Origin of the sequence: Hydrogenophaga palleronii NBRC 102513 (assembly GCF_001571225.1) — a bacterium.
GTDB classification, from domain to species: Bacteria; Pseudomonadota; Gammaproteobacteria; order Burkholderiales; family Burkholderiaceae_C; genus Hydrogenophaga; species Hydrogenophaga palleronii.
Genome location: NZ_BCTJ01000035.1, coordinates 21,523 through 36,974, shown reverse-complemented (window position 1 = coordinate 36,974; position 15,452 = coordinate 21,523). Strand labels below are relative to the sequence as shown.

General features: G+C 67.5%; 14 protein-coding genes. 11 read left to right on the top strand and 3 right to left on the bottom strand.

What is annotated here, in order from left to right:
• Positions 1–14: 14 nt before the first annotated feature.
• Both HPA01S_RS18625 and HPA01S_RS18620 read right to left on the bottom strand, forming a co-directional pair.
• Positions 15–998, bottom strand: coding sequence for a Bug family tripartite tricarboxylate transporter substrate binding protein (locus HPA01S_RS18625; protein ID WP_066272279.1), 984 nt, complete (start codon positions 996–998; stop codon positions 15–17).
• Positions 999–1,044: 46 nt separating this feature from the next.
• On the bottom strand, positions 1,045–2,079 hold the full coding sequence (locus tag HPA01S_RS18620; RefSeq protein WP_066272278.1) for a CDP-6-deoxy-delta-3,4-glucoseen reductase: 1,035 nt from the start codon (positions 2,077–2,079) through the stop codon (positions 1,045–1,047).
• An 81-nt stretch (positions 2,080–2,160) separates the two neighbouring features.
• Between HPA01S_RS18620 and HPA01S_RS18615 the strand changes: the two genes are divergently transcribed.
• Complete coding sequence (locus tag HPA01S_RS18615) at positions 2,161–3,087, top strand: SDR family oxidoreductase (protein WP_066272277.1); 927 nt, start codon at positions 2,161–2,163, stop codon at positions 3,085–3,087.
• Positions 3,088–3,139: 52 nt separating this feature from the next.
• Here HPA01S_RS18615 and HPA01S_RS18610 read toward each other — a convergent pair whose 3' ends face one another.
• A complete protein-coding gene (locus tag HPA01S_RS18610; protein ID WP_066272276.1) occupies positions 3,140–4,465 on the bottom strand; it encodes an MFS transporter in 1,326 nt (441 codons plus the stop codon).
• Between the two features lie 200 nt (positions 4,466–4,665).
• On the opposite strand from HPA01S_RS18610, the gene cyoA reads away from it, so the two are divergent.
• From cyoA to HPA01S_RS18560, 10 genes are all read left to right on the top strand, one after another.
• Positions 4,666–5,676 (top strand): ubiquinol oxidase subunit II, encoded by a 1,011-nt coding sequence (gene cyoA, locus HPA01S_RS18605; RefSeq protein ID WP_066272275.1) that lies wholly within the window; start codon positions 4,666–4,668, stop codon positions 5,674–5,676.
• Positions 5,677–5,746: 70 nt separating this feature from the next.
• The gene (cyoB, locus tag HPA01S_RS18600) at positions 5,747–7,681 is read left to right on the top strand and encodes a cytochrome o ubiquinol oxidase subunit I (RefSeq protein ID WP_370670999.1); all 1,935 of its coding nucleotides are present in this window, start codon (positions 5,747–5,749) and stop codon (positions 7,679–7,681) included.
• Entirely contained in the window at positions 7,674–8,303 is a 630-nt protein-coding gene (gene cyoC, locus HPA01S_RS18595; protein WP_066272273.1) for a cytochrome o ubiquinol oxidase subunit III, read from the top strand. The genes cyoB and cyoC overlap by 8 nt, the downstream gene beginning before the upstream one ends.
• Positions 8,303–8,716 (top strand): cytochrome o ubiquinol oxidase subunit IV, encoded by a 414-nt coding sequence (gene cyoD, locus HPA01S_RS18590; protein WP_066272272.1) that lies wholly within the window; start codon positions 8,303–8,305, stop codon positions 8,714–8,716. The genes cyoC and cyoD overlap by 1 nt, the downstream gene beginning before the upstream one ends.
• Positions 8,713–9,480: an SURF1 family protein gene (locus tag HPA01S_RS18585; RefSeq protein ID WP_066272271.1), complete on the top strand. Its 768-nt coding sequence runs from the start codon at positions 8,713–8,715 to the stop codon at positions 9,478–9,480. The genes cyoD and HPA01S_RS18585 overlap by 4 nt, the downstream gene beginning before the upstream one ends.
• 14 nt (positions 9,481–9,494) lie before the next feature.
• Positions 9,495–10,829, top strand: a complete 1,335-nt coding sequence (locus HPA01S_RS18580) for an ATP-binding protein (RefSeq protein WP_066272270.1) — start codon at positions 9,495–9,497, stop codon at positions 10,827–10,829.
• Positions 10,819–11,370, top strand: a complete 552-nt coding sequence (locus HPA01S_RS18575) for a response regulator transcription factor (protein ID WP_066272269.1) — start codon at positions 10,819–10,821, stop codon at positions 11,368–11,370. The genes HPA01S_RS18580 and HPA01S_RS18575 overlap by 11 nt, the downstream gene beginning before the upstream one ends.
• Before the next feature lie 333 nt (positions 11,371–11,703).
• Positions 11,704–12,795: a hydrogenase small subunit gene (locus tag HPA01S_RS18570; RefSeq protein ID WP_066272268.1), complete on the top strand. Its 1,092-nt coding sequence runs from the start codon at positions 11,704–11,706 to the stop codon at positions 12,793–12,795.
• Between the two features lie 25 nt (positions 12,796–12,820).
• Positions 12,821–14,680, top strand: a complete 1,860-nt coding sequence (locus tag HPA01S_RS18565) for a nickel-dependent hydrogenase large subunit (protein ID WP_066272267.1) — start codon at positions 12,821–12,823, stop codon at positions 14,678–14,680.
• 161 nt (positions 14,681–14,841) lie between these two features.
• Complete coding sequence (locus tag HPA01S_RS18560) at positions 14,842–15,444, top strand: HupE/UreJ family protein (RefSeq protein WP_066272266.1); 603 nt, start codon at positions 14,842–14,844, stop codon at positions 15,442–15,444.
• The last annotated feature ends 8 nt before the right edge of the window (positions 15,445–15,452 follow it).

Sequence of the window (15,452 nt, the reverse complement as noted above, 5' to 3'; positions counted from 1 at the left end):
CAGGGGGTGTTTCTTCAATCCACCTGCGCGCCGGACAGCTTCACCAGCCGCTCGTACTTCGTGCGCTCGCGCTTCATGAAGTCGTCGAACTGCTCGGGCGTGCTGGGCGCGGGTTCGGCCAGCAGCAGGCCGAAGCGCGTCTTCACGTCGGGCGACTTGAGCGCTTCGTTGAAGGCGTTGCTGAGCTTGCGCACGGTCTCGGGTGGTGTGCCGGCCGGGGCCACCAGGCCCCACCAGGTGTCGATCTCGAAGCCGGGCAGGGTGGCGGCCATGGTGGGCACGTCGGGCACCACGCTGCTGCGCTGCTGGGTGGTCACGGCCAGGGCCTTGAGTTTGCCGGCGCGGATGTTGGCGGCGGCGGCGGCCAGGTTGTCGAAGTTGAAATCCACCTGGCCCGAGAGCAGGCCGATCTGGGCCGGGCCGGCGCCGTTGTAGGGGATGTGCACCGCGTACACGCCGGCCTGGTTCTTGAACAGTTCACCCGCCAGGTGGCCAGCGCTGCCGTTGCCGCCCGAGCCGTAGTTGAGCGTGCCGGGGTGGGCCTTGCCGTAGGCGATGAGGTCGGCCAGGGTGTTGATCTTCAGGCGCGCAGCGGTGTCGGCGTTCATCACCAGCACGTTGGGCACGCGCAGCATCTGGGTGATGGCGGCGAAGTCCTTGGCCGGGTCGTAGGGCAGCTTGCTGAACAGCCAGGGGTTGATGCCGTGCGAGGCGGTGGTGGCAATGCCCAGGGTGAGGCCGTCGGCCGGTGCCTTGGCCACCGCGCTCACGCCGATGTTGCCGCCCGCACCGGCGCGGTTCTCGATGATCACCGTGCCCAGCGAACCCTTCACCGCCTCGGCCAGGATGCGCGCGGTGACGTCGATCGGACCACCGGCGGCAAACGGCACCACGATGCGCATGGGGGCGTTGCTTTGCGCAAGGGCCCAGCCGGGCAGGGCGGCCAGGCTGGCAGCGGCGAGGGTCGAGCGGGTGATCAATTGACGGCGGTTCAGCATGTGAGGGTCTCCGTTGGGGTGGGGAAAGGATCGGACCGGCAGCAGGTCAGTCGAGCTTGTCGATGGCGCTGGTGAACGAGTCGGCGAAGAAGTTCTCTTCGAGCAGGCCGGCGCGCGCGACGTAATCGCGTTGCGCCGACTCGACCACGATGGGCGCGCCGCAGGCATAGACCTCGTAGCCCGACAGGTCGGGGAAGTCTTCCAGCACCGCGAGGTGCACGAAGCCGGTGCGGCCGGTCCAGGCGTCTTCGGCTTCGGCGTGCGAAACCACCGGCACGTAACGCAGGTTGGGCATCTCGGCCAGGCGGGCTTCGATCCAGGCGCTCTGGTACAGGTCGGCCGGGCGGCGTCCGCCCCAGTACAGCGTGGCCGGGCGCGTGATGCCCTTGTGCTGCATGTGCTCGATCACCGCCTTGATGGGCGCGAAGCCGGTGCCCGACGCGAGGAACACCATCGGCTTGTCGCTGTCTTCGCGCAGGAAGAAGCTGCCGTACGGGCCTTCGATGCGCAGGATGTCCTTTTCCTTCATCGGGCCGAACACGTGGTCGGTGAACTTGCCGCCCGGCATGTGGCGCAGGTGCAGTTCGATCGACGGCGCGGTGGCCTGGGTGTGCGGTGCGTTGGCCATCGAGTAGCTGCGGCGGTCGCCGTCGCGCAGCAGGAACTCCACGTATTGGCCGGCGCGGTACTGGAAGGCGTCGCTCGCGGGCAGTTGCAGGCGCAGCACGATCACGTCGTGCGAGGCGCGCTCCATCGAGGCCACGCGCACCGGCATCTTCTTGATCGGGAAGGCGCCGACTTCGGTCACCTGGCGCGACTCCAGCACCACGTCGCTGTGGGCCACGCCGCAGCAGGTCAGCATGTAGCCGCTGGCTTCTTCTTCGGCGCTCAGCGCCTTGGGCTGGTGGTGGCCGTGGGTGACGGTGCCCGAAACCAGCTTGCACTTGCAGGAACCGCAGGCGCCGTCCTTGCAGCCATAGGGCAGGCCGATGCCCTGCCGGATGCCGGCGACCAGAATCGGCTCGCTGTCTTCGGCGGTGAAGGTGCGCCCGCTGGGCTCGACGGTGATGGTGAATGTCATACTGGCACGTCTTGTAAGGGTAGGCTGACGGGGGATCTCCCCCGCGTGGCAACCCGTCATTGTCTCAAATCCGGATTTCGCATGAGCCTTCTCGGCGCCTTGCCCGCACGCTTCCGGCGTGAACGGGTTCTCATCGTGGGTTGTGGGGATGTCGGCCAGCGCGCCGCGCAGGCCCTGGGCGGTGGCCGGCGCGTGCGCCTGCTGGCCCTCACCTCCAGCGCCGAACGCGCGCCGGCGCTGCGTGCGCAGGGCATCACACCGCTGCCGGGCAACCTGGACGATGCACGCAGCCTGCGCCGCCTCGCCGGCCTTGCAACGCGTGTGCTGCACCTGGCGCCGCCGCCCTCGACCGAGCTGGAAGACTGGCGCCTGGACCCACGCACCCGCGCGCTCACACGCGCGCTGGTGCAGCGTGTGCCGCCCGCGGCGATGGTTTATGGCTCCACCACCGGCGTGTATGGCGACTGCGAGGGACGCTGGGTGAGCGAGGCCACGCCCGCCAGCCCGAAGACGCCACGCGCCTGGCGCCGGGTGGATGCCGAGGCCGCGGTGCACTGGCTGGGCCGCGCCAGCGGCGTGCGCACCACGGTGCTGCGCATCCCCGGCATCTACGCCCCCGACCGCGCCAACGGCACGCCGCGCGAGCGCCTGCAGCGCGGCACGCCGGTGCTGCGCGCCGAGGACGATGTCTACACCAACCACATCCACGCCGACGACCTGGCGCGCGCCTGCGTGCTGGCGCTCTGGCGCGGCCGGGCGCAGCGCAACATCAACGTGGTGGACGACACGCAGCTGAAGATGGGCGACTACTTCGACCTCGCGGCCGACCTCTACGGCCTGCCACGGCCACCGCGCATCGCGCGCGACGCTGCAGGCGACCAGCTGCCGCTGGTGCTGCTGAGCTTCATGAGCGAATCGCGCCGCCTGGACAACCAGCGCCTGAAGAACGAGCTGGGCCTGCGGCTGCGTTACCCCACGGTGGCGCAGGGGCTGCGCGGCCCGGCCTGAGTGGCGTCGGTGGCTTGGGTGGTGGGCCCGGGCCTGCCGCCAGGCCGGCTGATCAACTGCGCGTTTCCAGCGCCCGGTTCAGGTACAGCGCCGCCAGCGTGCAGGCCGCACCCGAGAGCAGGTAGAGGCTGACGTAGGCCAGGCCGAAGTGGGCCGACAGGCCCAGGGCCACCAGCGGGGCGAAGGCTGCACCCACCAGCCAGGCGATGTCGGCGGTGAGGGCCGCGCCGGTGTAGCGGTAGCGTGTTGCGAAGTTGGCCGTCACGGTGCCCGATGCCTGGCCATAGGACAGGCCCAGCAGGATGAAGCCGACCAGGATGAACACGTCCTGGCCCAGCGTGCCGCCGTTGAGCAGGGTGGGCGTGAAGCCGCTGAACACCGCGATCAGCACGGCCAGCGTGCCCAGGGTGCGGCGGCGGCCGTGGCGGTCGGCGATCCAGCCCGAGGCCACGATGCCACCGGCGCAGAGGAAACCGCCCACGATCTGGATCAGCAGGAATTCGGTGATGGTCTGTTCCGCAAACAGGTGGATCCACGACAGCGGGAACACCGTGACCAGGTGGAACAGCGCGTAGCTGGCCAGCGCCGCGAAGGCACCGATGAAGACGTTGTAGCCCTGCGTGCTCAGCAGCTCGGTGGCCGGCACGGGTTCGAGTTCACGCTCGTCCAGCAGCTGTTCGTATTCGTGCGTCACCACCAGCCGCAGCCGCGCGAACAGGGCCACCACGTTGATGGCGAAGGCGCAGAAGAAGGGATAGCGCCAGCCCCAGCTCAGGAAGTCTTCCGGCGACAGGCTGGCGTAGAGGTAGGCGAACAGGCCCGAGGCCAGCACAAAGCCCAGCGGGGCACCCAGCTGCCCGAGCATGGCGTACCAGCCGCGGCGTTGCGGGGGCGCGTTCATGGCCAGCAGCGAGGGCAGGCCGTCCCACGAGCCGCCCAGGGCCAGGCCCTGGCCGAAGCGCAGGATGGACAGCAGCACGATGGCGGCGGTGCCGAGCGAGGCGTAACCCGGCAGGAAGGCGATGCCGGCCGTGCAGCTGCCGAGCAGGAAGAGGGCGATGGTGAGTTTGGTCGCCCGGCCCCAGCGCCGCTGCACCGCCATGGAGATCACGGTGCCGAAGGGCCGCGCGATGAAGGCCAGCGCAAAGATGGCGAAGGCCCAGAGCGTGCCGTCCAGCCGCGGCAGGTCGGGGAAGAAGACGGCCGGGAACACCAGCACCGAGGCGATGCCGTAGACGAAGAAGTCGAAGTACTCGGAGGTGCGGCCGATGACCACGCCCACGGCAATGTCGCCCGGCGCAACGCTGTGGTCTTGCGCGGCGCTTTGTGCGCCACGCGGGTTGAACGTGGGAGGGGTGGCGTGGCTGGTGCTGGACATCGGGAAAGCTCCGTGGGAGAAGTGGCCGGAGGGGGGCGTTGGTCACTATATACGGCCTGCTCCCGTGACAGAAGGGTGACGCAGGGGTGTGGGACAAAACGTCCAATCGCGCTCCGGCGACCTGCGGGCTACATTGATCAGGTTGCCGCAACTGGGGATTACCCGGGTGCGGGTGTTCGACCGCATCTTTCTCTCTTCGCATGCGCCTACCGACCCTGTTTCGTGGATCGATTCTGCTGATCCTGGCCAGTTTTCTGGCCGGTTGCAGCCAATTGGTCGTGCTCAACCCCGCCGGCGACATCGCGGCCCAGCAGGGCCAGCTGATCGTGATCGCCACGGTCCTGATGTTGCTGATCATCGTGCCGGTGATCTTCCTCACGCTGCTGTTTGCCTGGCGCTACCGGCAGAACAGCCGGCACGCCGAGACCGACTACGCACCCGACTGGGACCACTCGACCAAGCTGGAGCTGGTGATCTGGGCCGTGCCGCTGATGATCATCATCGCCCTGGGCGCGCTGACCTGGATCACCACGCACAAGCTGGACCCGTACCGCCCGCTGGACCGCATTTCCTCGGCCAAGCCCCTGCCGACGAACGTCAAGCCGCTGGTGGTGGAGGTGGTGTCGCTGGACTGGAAGTGGCTGTTCGTGCTGCCCGAGCAGGGCATCGCGTCGGTGAACGAGTTGGCCGCGCCGGTGGACCGTCCGATCCACTTCAAGCTCACCTCCAGCTCCACCATGAACGCGTTCTACGTGCCTGACCTGGCCGGCATGATCTACACCATGCCCGGCATGCAGACCGAGCTGAACGCCGTCATCAACAAGCCCGGCGTGTTCCATGGCATGTCGTCGCACTACAGCGGCTCGGGTTTCTCGGGCATGACCTTCAAGTTCCATGGCCTGAGCGAAGAAGGCTTCGAGCAGTGGGTGGAAAAGGCCCGGGCCGGCGGCAAGGTGCTGTCGCGCGAGGCCTACCTTGAGCTGGCCAAGCCGAGCGAGCGCGAACCGGTGGCACTGTTCGCCTCGGTCGACGACAGCCTGTACCAGCGTGTGCTCAACCTGTGCGTGGCAGATGGCCAGGCCTGCATGCACGAGGTGATGGCCAAGGACGCCCGGCGCAACCGCGCGCACGTCGCCAACGTGGCCCTCACCGCCGCCCTCAACCAGAGCGTGTGCACCGCATCCGAGTCTTTCGATCTCCTGAGCAACTGATATGTCCGTGTCCGAAACTTCCGCCGCGCCCCACTGGCTTCTGGGGCGGTTGACCTGGGATTCCGTGCCCATGGCGCACGAACCCATCCTGCTCTGGACCTTCATCGCCGTCGTGCTCGGCGGCGTCGGGATGCTGGCCGTGCTGACGCGTTACCGCCTCTGGGGCACGTTGTGGCGCGACTGGTTCTGCAGCATCGACCACAAGCGCATCGGCATCATGTACATGGTGCTGGGTGTCGTGATGCTGCTGCGCGGTTTCTCCGACGCCATCATGATGCGCCTGCACCAGGCCATGGCCTTCGGCGAGAACCTGGGTTACCTGCCGCCGCACCACTACGACCAGATCTTCACCGCGCACGGCGTGATCATGATCTTCTTCGTGGCCATGCCGATGGTCACGGGGCTGATGAACTACCTCGTGCCGCTGCAGATCGGCGCGCGCGACGTGGCGTTTCCGTTCCTGAACAACTTCAGCTTCTGGATGACCACCGCCGGCGCCGTGCTGGTGATGGTGTCGCTGTTCCTGGGCGAGTTCTCCACCTCGGGCTGGCTGGCGCTGTCCAACCTCGGCAACCAGAACGCGGGGGTCGGGCTGGACTACTACATATGGTCCTTGCAGATCGCGGGGGTCGGCACCACGCTCTCGGGCATCAACCTGCTGGTCACTATCGTCAAGATGCGCGCACCCGGCATGAACCTGATGAAGATGCCGGTGTTCGTGTGGACCTCGCTGTGCACCAACGCGCTGATCGTGGCCTCGTTCCCGGTGCTCACCGCCGCCCTGGTGCTGATGTCGCTGGACCGTTACGTCGGCACCAACTTCTTCACCAACGACCTGGGCGGCAACCCCATGTTGTACGTGAACCTGATCTGGATCTGGGGCCACCCCGAGGTCTACATCCTGATCCTGCCGGCCTTCGGCATCTTCTCGGAAGTGGTGGCCACCTTCAGCGGCAAGCGCCTGTTCGGCTACACCTCCATGGTCTACGCCTCGGTCTGCATCACCATCCTGTCGTACCTGGTGTGGCTGCACCACTTCTTCACCATGGGGTCGGGCGCCAGCGTCAACAGCTTCTTCGGCATCACGACCATGATCATCTCGATCCCGACCGGGGCGAAGATCTTCAACTGGCTGTTCACCATGTACCGCGGCCGCATCAAGTTCGAAGTGCCGATGCTGTGGACCATCGGCTTCATGGTCACCTTCACCATCGGCGGCATGACCGGCGTGCTGCTGGCCGTGCCCCCGGCCGACTTCGTGCTGCACAACAGCCTGTTCCTGATCGCCCACTTCCACAATGTGATCATCGGCGGCGTGGTGTTCGGCCTGTTCGCCGGCATGACCTACTGGTACCCCAAGGCCTTCGGCTACAAGCTCGACGACTTCTGGGGCAAGATGTCCTTCTGGTTCTGGCTCGCCGGCTACTGGTTCGCCTTCACGCCGCTGTACGTGCTGGGCCTGATGGGCGCGACGCGCCGCGTCAGCCACTTCGAAGACCCCTCGCTGCAGATCTGGTTCCAGATCGCGCTGTTCGGCGCCGTGCTGGTCGCCATCGGCATCGCCAGCTTCCTGATCTGCCTCTACGTGAGCTACCGCAAGCGCGACCAGCTGCGCGACGTCACCGGCGACCCCTGGGGCGGCCGCACGCTGGAGTGGGCCACCTCGTCGCCACCGCCGGCCTACAACTTCGCCTTCACCCCCGTGGTGCACGACATCGACGCCTGGTGGGACATGAAGCGCTTTGGTTACCAGCGTCCGCTGACGGGCTTCCAGGCCATCCACATGCCGTCGAACACGGCGGCCGGTGTGGTGCTCTCGACGCTGTCGCTGATCTGGGGCTTTGCGCTGATCTGGCACATGTGGCCGCTGGCCATCGGCTCGTTCGCGGCCATCGTGCTCGCGTCCATCGTCCACACCTTCAACTACAAACGCGACTTCTACATCCCGGCGGCCGAAGTGACCACCACCGAAAACGCGCGCACCCAGCAACTGGCCCATGTCTGAACTTGCCCACCCCCAAGCCGTGACGGCAGGCGCCGCGCGCGCCTACCACCTCGCCCACGAACCGCACCCGGAGAACGGCACCGCGCTGGGCTTCTGGCTGTACCTGATGAGCGACTGCCTCATCTTCGCGGCGCTGTTCGCCACCTACGGCGTGCTGGGCCGCAGCTACGCCGGCGGCCCCGGTGGCGCCGAGCTGTTCGACTTGAAGCTGGTGGCGATCAACACCGCCTTCCTGCTGCTGTCGTCCATCACCTTCGGTTTTGCCATGCTGCAGAAGCAGCAAGGCAAGAAGGGCGGCACGCTGGCCTGGCTGGCCGTCACCGGCCTCTTCGGCCTGGCGTTCCTGGGCCTGGAGCTGTACGAGTTCCAGCATCTGATCCACGCCGGTGCCACGCCGCAGAGCAGCGCCGCCATGTCGGCCTTCTTCACGCTGGTCGGCACGCACGGCCTGCACGTCACCTTCGGCACCATCTGGCTGGTGGTGCTGATGATCCAGATCAGCCAGCACGGCCTGACGCGCGCGAACAAGCGCCGCCTGATGTGCCTGTCGATGTTCTGGCACTTTCTGGACGTGGTCTGGATCGGCGTCTTCACCTTTGTCTACCTGATGGGAGTGCTGTGATGAGCGCACACGATGTCCACCACCAAGGCGACCACGGCCACGACGACCACGACGACGGCCCGCACAGCACCTTCTCGGGCTACATGATCGGCTTCGTGCTCTCGGTCGTGCTGACCGCGATTCCCTTCTGGCTCGTCATGAACAACGTCATCACCAACCGCACCACCGCCGTGTTGGTGTTGGGCGGCCTGGCCGTGCTGCAGATCCTGGTGCACATGGTGTACTTCCTGCACATGAACGGCAAGGTCGAAGGCGGCTGGACCCTGCTGTCCACCATCTTCACCGTCGTCTTCGTGGCCATCGCCATCGCCGGCACGCTCTGGGTCATGTTCCACATGAACAGCAACATGATGCCGTCGCACGAGATGCACGGCCAGCTGCTGCACGGGCTGCAAGGGCTGCGCTTGTCATGACCTCCGCGCGGCGCGGACTCGCCCTGCTGCTGGCGGGCGCCACGCTGCTGACCGCTGCGTTCCTCGCCCTGGGCGCCTGGCAGGTGCAGCGCATGGGCTGGAAACACGAGCTCATCGCCCGCGTGCAGGCGCGTGTGCAGGCCGCGCCGGTGGCGCCGCCCGCCACCCGCGAATGGCCCGCCGTGTCGGCCGATCCCGCCGCTTTTGAATACCGCCGCCTGCGGCTCGACGGCGAGTTCATGCACGCCGATGAAGCGCTGGTGCAGGCCGTCACCACCCTGGGCGCCGGCTTCTGGGTGCTGACCCCGCTGCGCCTGGCCGACGGCCAGGTGGTGCTGGTCAACCGCGGCTTCGTGCCACCCGCGCAGCGCGAGCCCGGCGCGCGTGGTGCGCCGCTGCCCGAGGGCCCGGTCTCCGTCACCGGCCTGCTGCGCATCACCGAACCCGGTGGCGGTTTCCTGCGCCACAACGACGCGGGCGCCAACCGCTGGTTCTCGCGCGACGTGGCCGCCATCGCCGCCGCGCGTGGCCTGCCCGCGGCGCAAGTGGCGCCGTTCTTCGTCGACGCCGAGGCGGCGCCTGTGGCCGGCCAGGCCTGGCCGGTGGCCGGCCTCACCGTGCTGAAGTTTCCCGACAGCCACCTGGTGTACGCGCTCACCTGGTTCGGGCTGGCGGCGATGACCGGCGCGGCCGGCATCTACCTGCTGCGCGACCATGCGGCCCGGCGGCGGCGCGCGGTGAACGCAGCCGCGGTGCCGGCCTGAGCCACAATCGCAGCGTGACCGCTGCTGCCCCTGCCTCATCTGCCGTCTCACGCACCGCCGTGGACCTGAACCAGGCCGCCGGCCTGAAGAACCTGCAGCAACTGATCCAGTTGCGCTGGATCGCCGTGTTCGGCCAGGTGGCGACCATCGAGGTCGTGCACTACGGCATGGGCATCACCATTCCCATCCAGCACATGCTGGCGGTGCTGGCCGGCCTGGTGCTGTTCAACGTGGTGTCCCTGCTGCGCTGGCGCACCCGCCTGCGCGTCACCGACGCCGAACTCCTGCTGGCCCTGCTGGTGGACGTGGGCGCGCTCACCGCGCAGCTTTACCTGAGCGGCGGCGCCACCAACCCCTTTGTATTCCTCTACCTGCTGCAGGTGATCCTGGGGGCGGTGCTGCTGCCGCCCTGGGCCACCTGGACCATGGTGGGTGTGAGCACGCTGTGTTTCGCCGGCCTGGCGGTGTTCGCCCAGCCGCTGCCGCTCTCGCACGACCTGCACGAAGGGCTGACCAGCCCCTACATGCTGGGCATCTTGGTCTGCTTCGCGCTCAACGCCGCGCTGCTGGTCACCTTCATCACCCGCATCGTGGCCAACCTGCGCGAGCGCGACCTGCGCCTGGCCGCCTTGCGCCAGCGCACCGCGGAAGAGGAACACGTGGTGCGCATGGGCCTGCTGGCCTCGGGCGCGGCGCACGAACTGGGCACGCCGCTGTCCACCCTGGCCGTGATCCTGGGCGACTGGCAGCACCTGCCGCACTTCAGCTCCGAGCCCGAGCTGGCCGCCGAGGTGGCCGAAATGCAGGCCCAGGTGGCGCGCTGCAAATCCATCGTCAGCGGCATCCTGCTGTCGGCCGGCGAAACCCGTTCCGAGTCGTCCGGCGAAACCACGGTCTGCGCCTTCCTCGACGGGGTGGTCGAAGACTGGCGCCAGCACCGCCACAGCAAGGGCTTCGAGTACCACAACCGCTTCGGCCAGGACCTGCCCATGGTGTCCGACTCGGCGCTCAAGCAGATGATCGGCAACGTGCTGGACAACGCGCTGGACGCCTCGCCCGAGGCCGTGCGTTTCGACGCCACGCGCGAAGCCGACGCGCTGGTGCTGACGGTGCGCGACCGGGGGCCGGGCTTCGCGCCGCACCTGCTGCCGCACATCGGCAAGCCCTACCAGTCCAGCAAAGGCCGCCCGGGTGGTGGCCTGGGCCTGTTCCTGGTGTTCAACGTGGCGCGCACACTGGGTGGCACGGTGGCGGTGCGCAACCCGCCCGAGGGTGGCGCCGAAGTCCGCATCAGCCTGCCGCTGGCTGCCATCACCCTGACCGAAGAAGGAGCCATCGATGAGCGCTGAGACCCCCCGCCCGGGCCAACGGCTGCTGCTGGTGGAAGACGACGCCGCCTTCGCACGCACCCTGGCACGTTCGTTTGAACGGCGCGGTTACGACGTGCGGGTGGCTGCCAGCCTGGAGCAGCTCACCACGCAGCTCACCAGCTTCACGCCCGACAAGGCCGTGGTCGATCTGAAGCTGCAGGGCGATGCCTCGGGCCTGGCCTGCGTGCAGGCACTGAGCGCGCACAACCGCCACATGCTGATCGTGGTGCTGACCGGTTTTGCCAGCATCGCCACCGCGGTGGAAGCCATCAAGCTCGGCGCCTGCCACTACCTGGCCAAACCTTCCAACACCGACGACATCGAGGCCGCCTTCGGCCGTGCGCAAGGCACGACCGAGGTGGAGCTGACCAACCGTTCGAGCTCGATCAAGACGCTGGAGTGGGAGCGCATCCACGAAATGCTGGCCGAGACCGGCTTCAACATTTCGGAAACCGCGCGCCGCCTGGGCATGCACCGGCGCACCCTGGCGCGCAAGCTGGGCAAGCAGCAGGTGAAGTGATGGCGCAGGGGTGAGGGCAGGGGGCTGCGCGGCCGAAGCCTCGCGAAGCCCACCACTGCCTGGCAGCTTGCATTCCACTTTGAAGGCTGCAGTGGAATGAGCGCTTCCGGCTGAAAGTCCGGGCGCCGGAAAGCGCTGCCAGCGCCCGGCCTGAACGCCAAACAAAACAAGGACTTACGCGGGCCCATCAGGGTATTCCCGCGAGGCGCCCGCATTGGCGCACGATTTGCGATGAGGACACGCCCCCCGCCCACAAGCGCGCCGCGTGGTCCCTTTCCGTCTTCGCGACAGGACCGCGTGGTGCTCATCACAAAGCACCTGGAGACATTTCCCATGGAAACCTTCTACGAGGTCATGCGCCGCAAAGGCATCTCGCGCCGCAGCTTTCTCAAATACTGCTCGCTCACGGCCACCTCGCTCGGCCTCGCACCGTCCTTCGTGCCGCAGATCGCCCACGCCATGGAGAACAAGCCACGCACGCCGGTGCTGTGGCTGCACGGCCTGGAGTGCACCTGCTGCACCGAGAGCTTCATCCGCAGCGCGCACCCGCTGGCCAAGGACGTGGTGCTCTCCATGATCTCGCTCGACTACGACGACACGCTGATGGCCGCCGCCGGCCACCAGGCCGAAGCGATCCTCGAAGAGATCATGACCAAGTACAAGGGCCAGTACATCCTGGCCGTGGAAGGCAACCCGCCGCTGAACGAAGACGGCATGTTCTGCATCCAGTCCGGCAAGCCCTTCGTGGAGAAGCTCAAGCACGTGGCCAAGGACGCCAAGGCCATCATCGCCTGGGGTTCGTGCGCATCGTGGGGCTGCGTGCAGGCCGCCAAGCCCAACCCGACGCAGGCCACGCCGATCCACAAGGTCATCACCGACAAGCCCATCATCAAGGTGCCGGGCTGCCCGCCGATTCCCGAGGTGATGACCGGCGTGATCACCTACATGCTCACCTTCGACCGCGTGCCCGAGCTGGACCGCCAGGGCCGCCCGAAGATGTTCTACAGCCAGCGCATCCACGACAAGTGCTACCGCCGCCCGCACTTCGATGCCGGCCAGTTCGTCGAGGCCTGGGACGACGATTCCGCGCGCAAGGGTTACTGCCTCTACAAGGTGGGCTGCAAAGGCCCGACCACCTACAACGCCTGCTCCACCGTGCAGTGGAACGAGGGCACGAGCTTCCCGATCAAGGCCGGCCACGGCTGCATCGGCTGCTCGGAAGACGGCTTCTGGGACAAGGGCTCGTTCTACGACCGCCTGACCGACATCCACGCCTTCGGCATCGAAGCCAACGCGGACCAGATCGGCGCCACCGCCGCTGGCGTGGTGGGTGCGGCCGTGGCGGCGCACGCGGCCATCTCGGTGGCCAAGCGCGCCCGCGACACCCGCAAGCCGGCAGCGCCTGCCACCCCGGCCAACCACTGACACCACAAGAACAAGGAACAGCAAGATGGGTGCTTACGAAACTCAAGGCTTCCGCATGGACAACACCGGCCGGCGCATCGTCGTCGACCCGGTGACGCGCATCGAAGGCCACATGCGCTGCGAGGTGAACCTCGACAGCAACAACGTGATCCGCAACGCGGTCTCCACCGGCACCATGTGGCGCGGCCTGGAGGTGATCCTGAAGGGCCGTGACCCGCGCGATGCCTGGGCCTTCGTGGAACGCATCTGCGGCGTTTGCACGGGCTGCCACGCGCTCACCTCGGTGCGCGCGGTGGAAGACGCGCTGGGCATCAAGATCCCGCTCAACGCCCACCTCATCCGCGAGATGATGGCCAAGACGCTGCAGGTGCACGACCACGCGGTGCACTTCTACCACCTGCACGCGCTCGACTGGGTGGACGTGATCTCCTGCCTGAAGGCCGACCCGAAGAAGACCAGCGAGCTGCAGCACATGGTGTCGCCCTCGCACCCGCTGTCCTCGCCGGGTTATTTCCGTGACGTGCAGAACCGCCTGAAGAAGTTTGTGGAGAGCGGCCAGCTCGGCCCGTTTGCGAACGGCTACTGGGGCTCCAAGGCCTACGTGCTGCCGCCCGAAGCCAACCTGATGGCCGTCACCCACTACCTGGAGGCGCTGGACCTGCAGAAGGAATGGGTGAAGGTGCACACCATCTTCGGCGGCAAGAACCCGCACCCCAACTACCTGGTGGGCGGCGTGCCCTGCGCGATCAACATCGACGGCGATGGCGCCGCCGGCGCGCCGATCAACATGGAGCGGCTGAACTTCGTGCAGGCCCGCATCCAGGAAATGATCGACTTCAACAACAACGTCTACATCCCGGACGTGCTGGCCATCGGCACCATCTACAAGCAGGCCGGCTGGCTCTACGGCGGCGGCCTCTCGGCCACCAACGTGGCCGACTACGGCACCTACGAGAAGGTGCCGTATGACCACAGCACGCAGCAGCTGCCGGGCGGCGTGATCCTGAACGGCGACTGGAACAAGATCCACGAGATCGACCCGCGCGACCCCGAGCAGGTGCAGGAGTTCGTGACGCACAGCTGGTACAAGTACGGCGACGACACCCAGGGCCTGCACCCCTGGGACGGTGTGACCGAGGCCGACTACCGCCCCGAAGGCCCGAACTTCAAGGGCACGCGCACGAAGATCGAGAACCTCGACGAGTCGGCCAAGTACTCGTGGATCAAGTCACCGCGCTGGCGCGGCCACGCGGTGGAAGTGGGCCCGCTCTCGCGCTACATCCTGGGCTATGCGCACGCGATGCAGGGCAACAAGTTCTGCCAGCGCGTCAAGCAGCAGGTGGACGAAGCGGCGGTGGCGATCAACAGCGGCATTCCGAAAGCGCTCGGCATGCCGGAGACGCAGTACAGCGCCAAGCAACTGCTGCCCACCACCATCGGCCGCACGCTGGCGCGCGCGCTGGAAAGCCAGTACGCCGCCGAGATGATGATGGACGACTTCAAGCAACTCGTCGGCAACATCAAGGCCGGCGACAGCAGCACCGCCAACGTCGAGAAGTGGGACCCGAGCACCTGGCCCAAGGAAGCCAAGGGCGTGGGCACGGTGGCCGCGCCGCGCGGCATGCTGGGCCACTGGATCAAGATCAAGGACGGCAAGATCGAGAACTACCAGTGCGTGGTGCCCACCACCTGGAACGGTTCGCCGCGCGACCACAAGGGCCAGATCGGCGCCTTCGAGGCCTCGCTCATGAACACGCCCATGGTCAACCCCGAGCAGCCGCTGGAGATCCTGCGCACGCTGCACAGCTTCGACCCCTGCCTGGCCTGCTCCACCCACGTGATGAGCGAAGACGGCCAGGAGATGAGCCGGGTGAAGGTGAGGTGAGATGCCCCCCCCTGCGCCGCTTCGCGTCTTCCCCCCGGAGGGGGGACGCACCTTGTGGCCCGGCGAAGCCGGTTCCACGGGTGCCCTGGACTGTGGGGCGGGCACGCGGGGCGTGGTTTCCATCCTGGCAATGACATGAACAGACAACGAGGAGAACAACGATGAAGCAACAGACAATGCGCGGCCTGATCGCCGCCACCCTGCTCGCCGGCCTGGCCGGCGCCGCGCAGGCCCACACCGGCCACGGCACCAGCAGCCTGTATGAAGGCCTGGTGCACCCCTTCGGCGCAGACCACCTGCTGGCCATGGTGGCCGTGGGCGTGTGGTCGGTCTCGGCCCTGCCTGCGGGCAAGGCCTGGTGGGGTCCGGCCACCTTCCTGCTGGCGCTGGTGATCAGCGCCGCGCTCGGCGCCGCGGGCGTCACCGTGCCCTACCTGGAGCACGCGATCTCGCTGAGCGTGGTGCTGTTCGGCCTGATGCTGCTCTTTGCCCAGCGCGCGATGCCGGTGGCCGTGGGCCTGGGGCTGATCGCGGCCGCCTCGTCGCTGCACGGCCTGGCGCACGGCTCGGAAACACCGGAGACGGGTTTTGCCGGCTACGCGGTGGGCTTCATGCTGACCACGGCGGTGCTGCACATCGGCGGTGTCGGCATCGGCCTGGGCATCCAGCGCTGGCTGGGCGCGCGCCGCGGCGTGGTGCTGGGCGGCCTGGGCGCGCTGCTGAGCGCCGCCGGCATCTACCTCTTCGGCCAGCTCGCGGCCTGACACGGCTG

What these genes read in the sequence shown, in the direction of transcription:
- HPA01S_RS18625 (WP_066272279.1), bottom strand. Translation starts at nt 998, where the DNA reads ATGCTGAACCGCCGTCAATTGATCACCCGCTCGACCCTCGCCGCTGCC.
- HPA01S_RS18620 (WP_066272278.1), bottom strand. Translation starts at nt 2,079, where the DNA reads ATGACATTCACCATCACCGTCGAGCCCAGCGGGCGCACCTTCACCGCC.
- HPA01S_RS18615 (WP_066272277.1), top strand. Translation starts at nt 2,161, where the DNA reads ATGAGCCTTCTCGGCGCCTTGCCCGCACGCTTCCGGCGTGAACGGGTT.
- HPA01S_RS18610 (WP_066272276.1), bottom strand. Translation starts at nt 4,465, where the DNA reads ATGTCCAGCACCAGCCACGCCACCCCTCCCACGTTCAACCCGCGTGGC.
- cyoA (WP_066272275.1), top strand. Translation starts at nt 4,666, where the DNA reads ATGCGCCTACCGACCCTGTTTCGTGGATCGATTCTGCTGATCCTGGCC.
- cyoB (WP_370670999.1), top strand. Translation starts at nt 5,747, where the DNA reads ATGGCGCACGAACCCATCCTGCTCTGGACCTTCATCGCCGTCGTGCTC.
- cyoC (WP_066272273.1), top strand. Translation starts at nt 7,674, where the DNA reads ATGTCTGAACTTGCCCACCCCCAAGCCGTGACGGCAGGCGCCGCGCGC.
- cyoD (WP_066272272.1), top strand. Translation starts at nt 8,303, where the DNA reads ATGAGCGCACACGATGTCCACCACCAAGGCGACCACGGCCACGACGAC.
- HPA01S_RS18585 (WP_066272271.1), top strand. Translation starts at nt 8,713, where the DNA reads ATGACCTCCGCGCGGCGCGGACTCGCCCTGCTGCTGGCGGGCGCCACG.
- HPA01S_RS18575 (WP_066272269.1), top strand. Translation starts at nt 10,819, where the DNA reads ATGAGCGCTGAGACCCCCCGCCCGGGCCAACGGCTGCTGCTGGTGGAA.
- HPA01S_RS18570 (WP_066272268.1), top strand. Translation starts at nt 11,704, where the DNA reads ATGGAAACCTTCTACGAGGTCATGCGCCGCAAAGGCATCTCGCGCCGC.
- HPA01S_RS18565 (WP_066272267.1), top strand. Translation starts at nt 12,821, where the DNA reads ATGGGTGCTTACGAAACTCAAGGCTTCCGCATGGACAACACCGGCCGG.
- HPA01S_RS18560 (WP_066272266.1), top strand. Translation starts at nt 14,842, where the DNA reads ATGAAGCAACAGACAATGCGCGGCCTGATCGCCGCCACCCTGCTCGCC.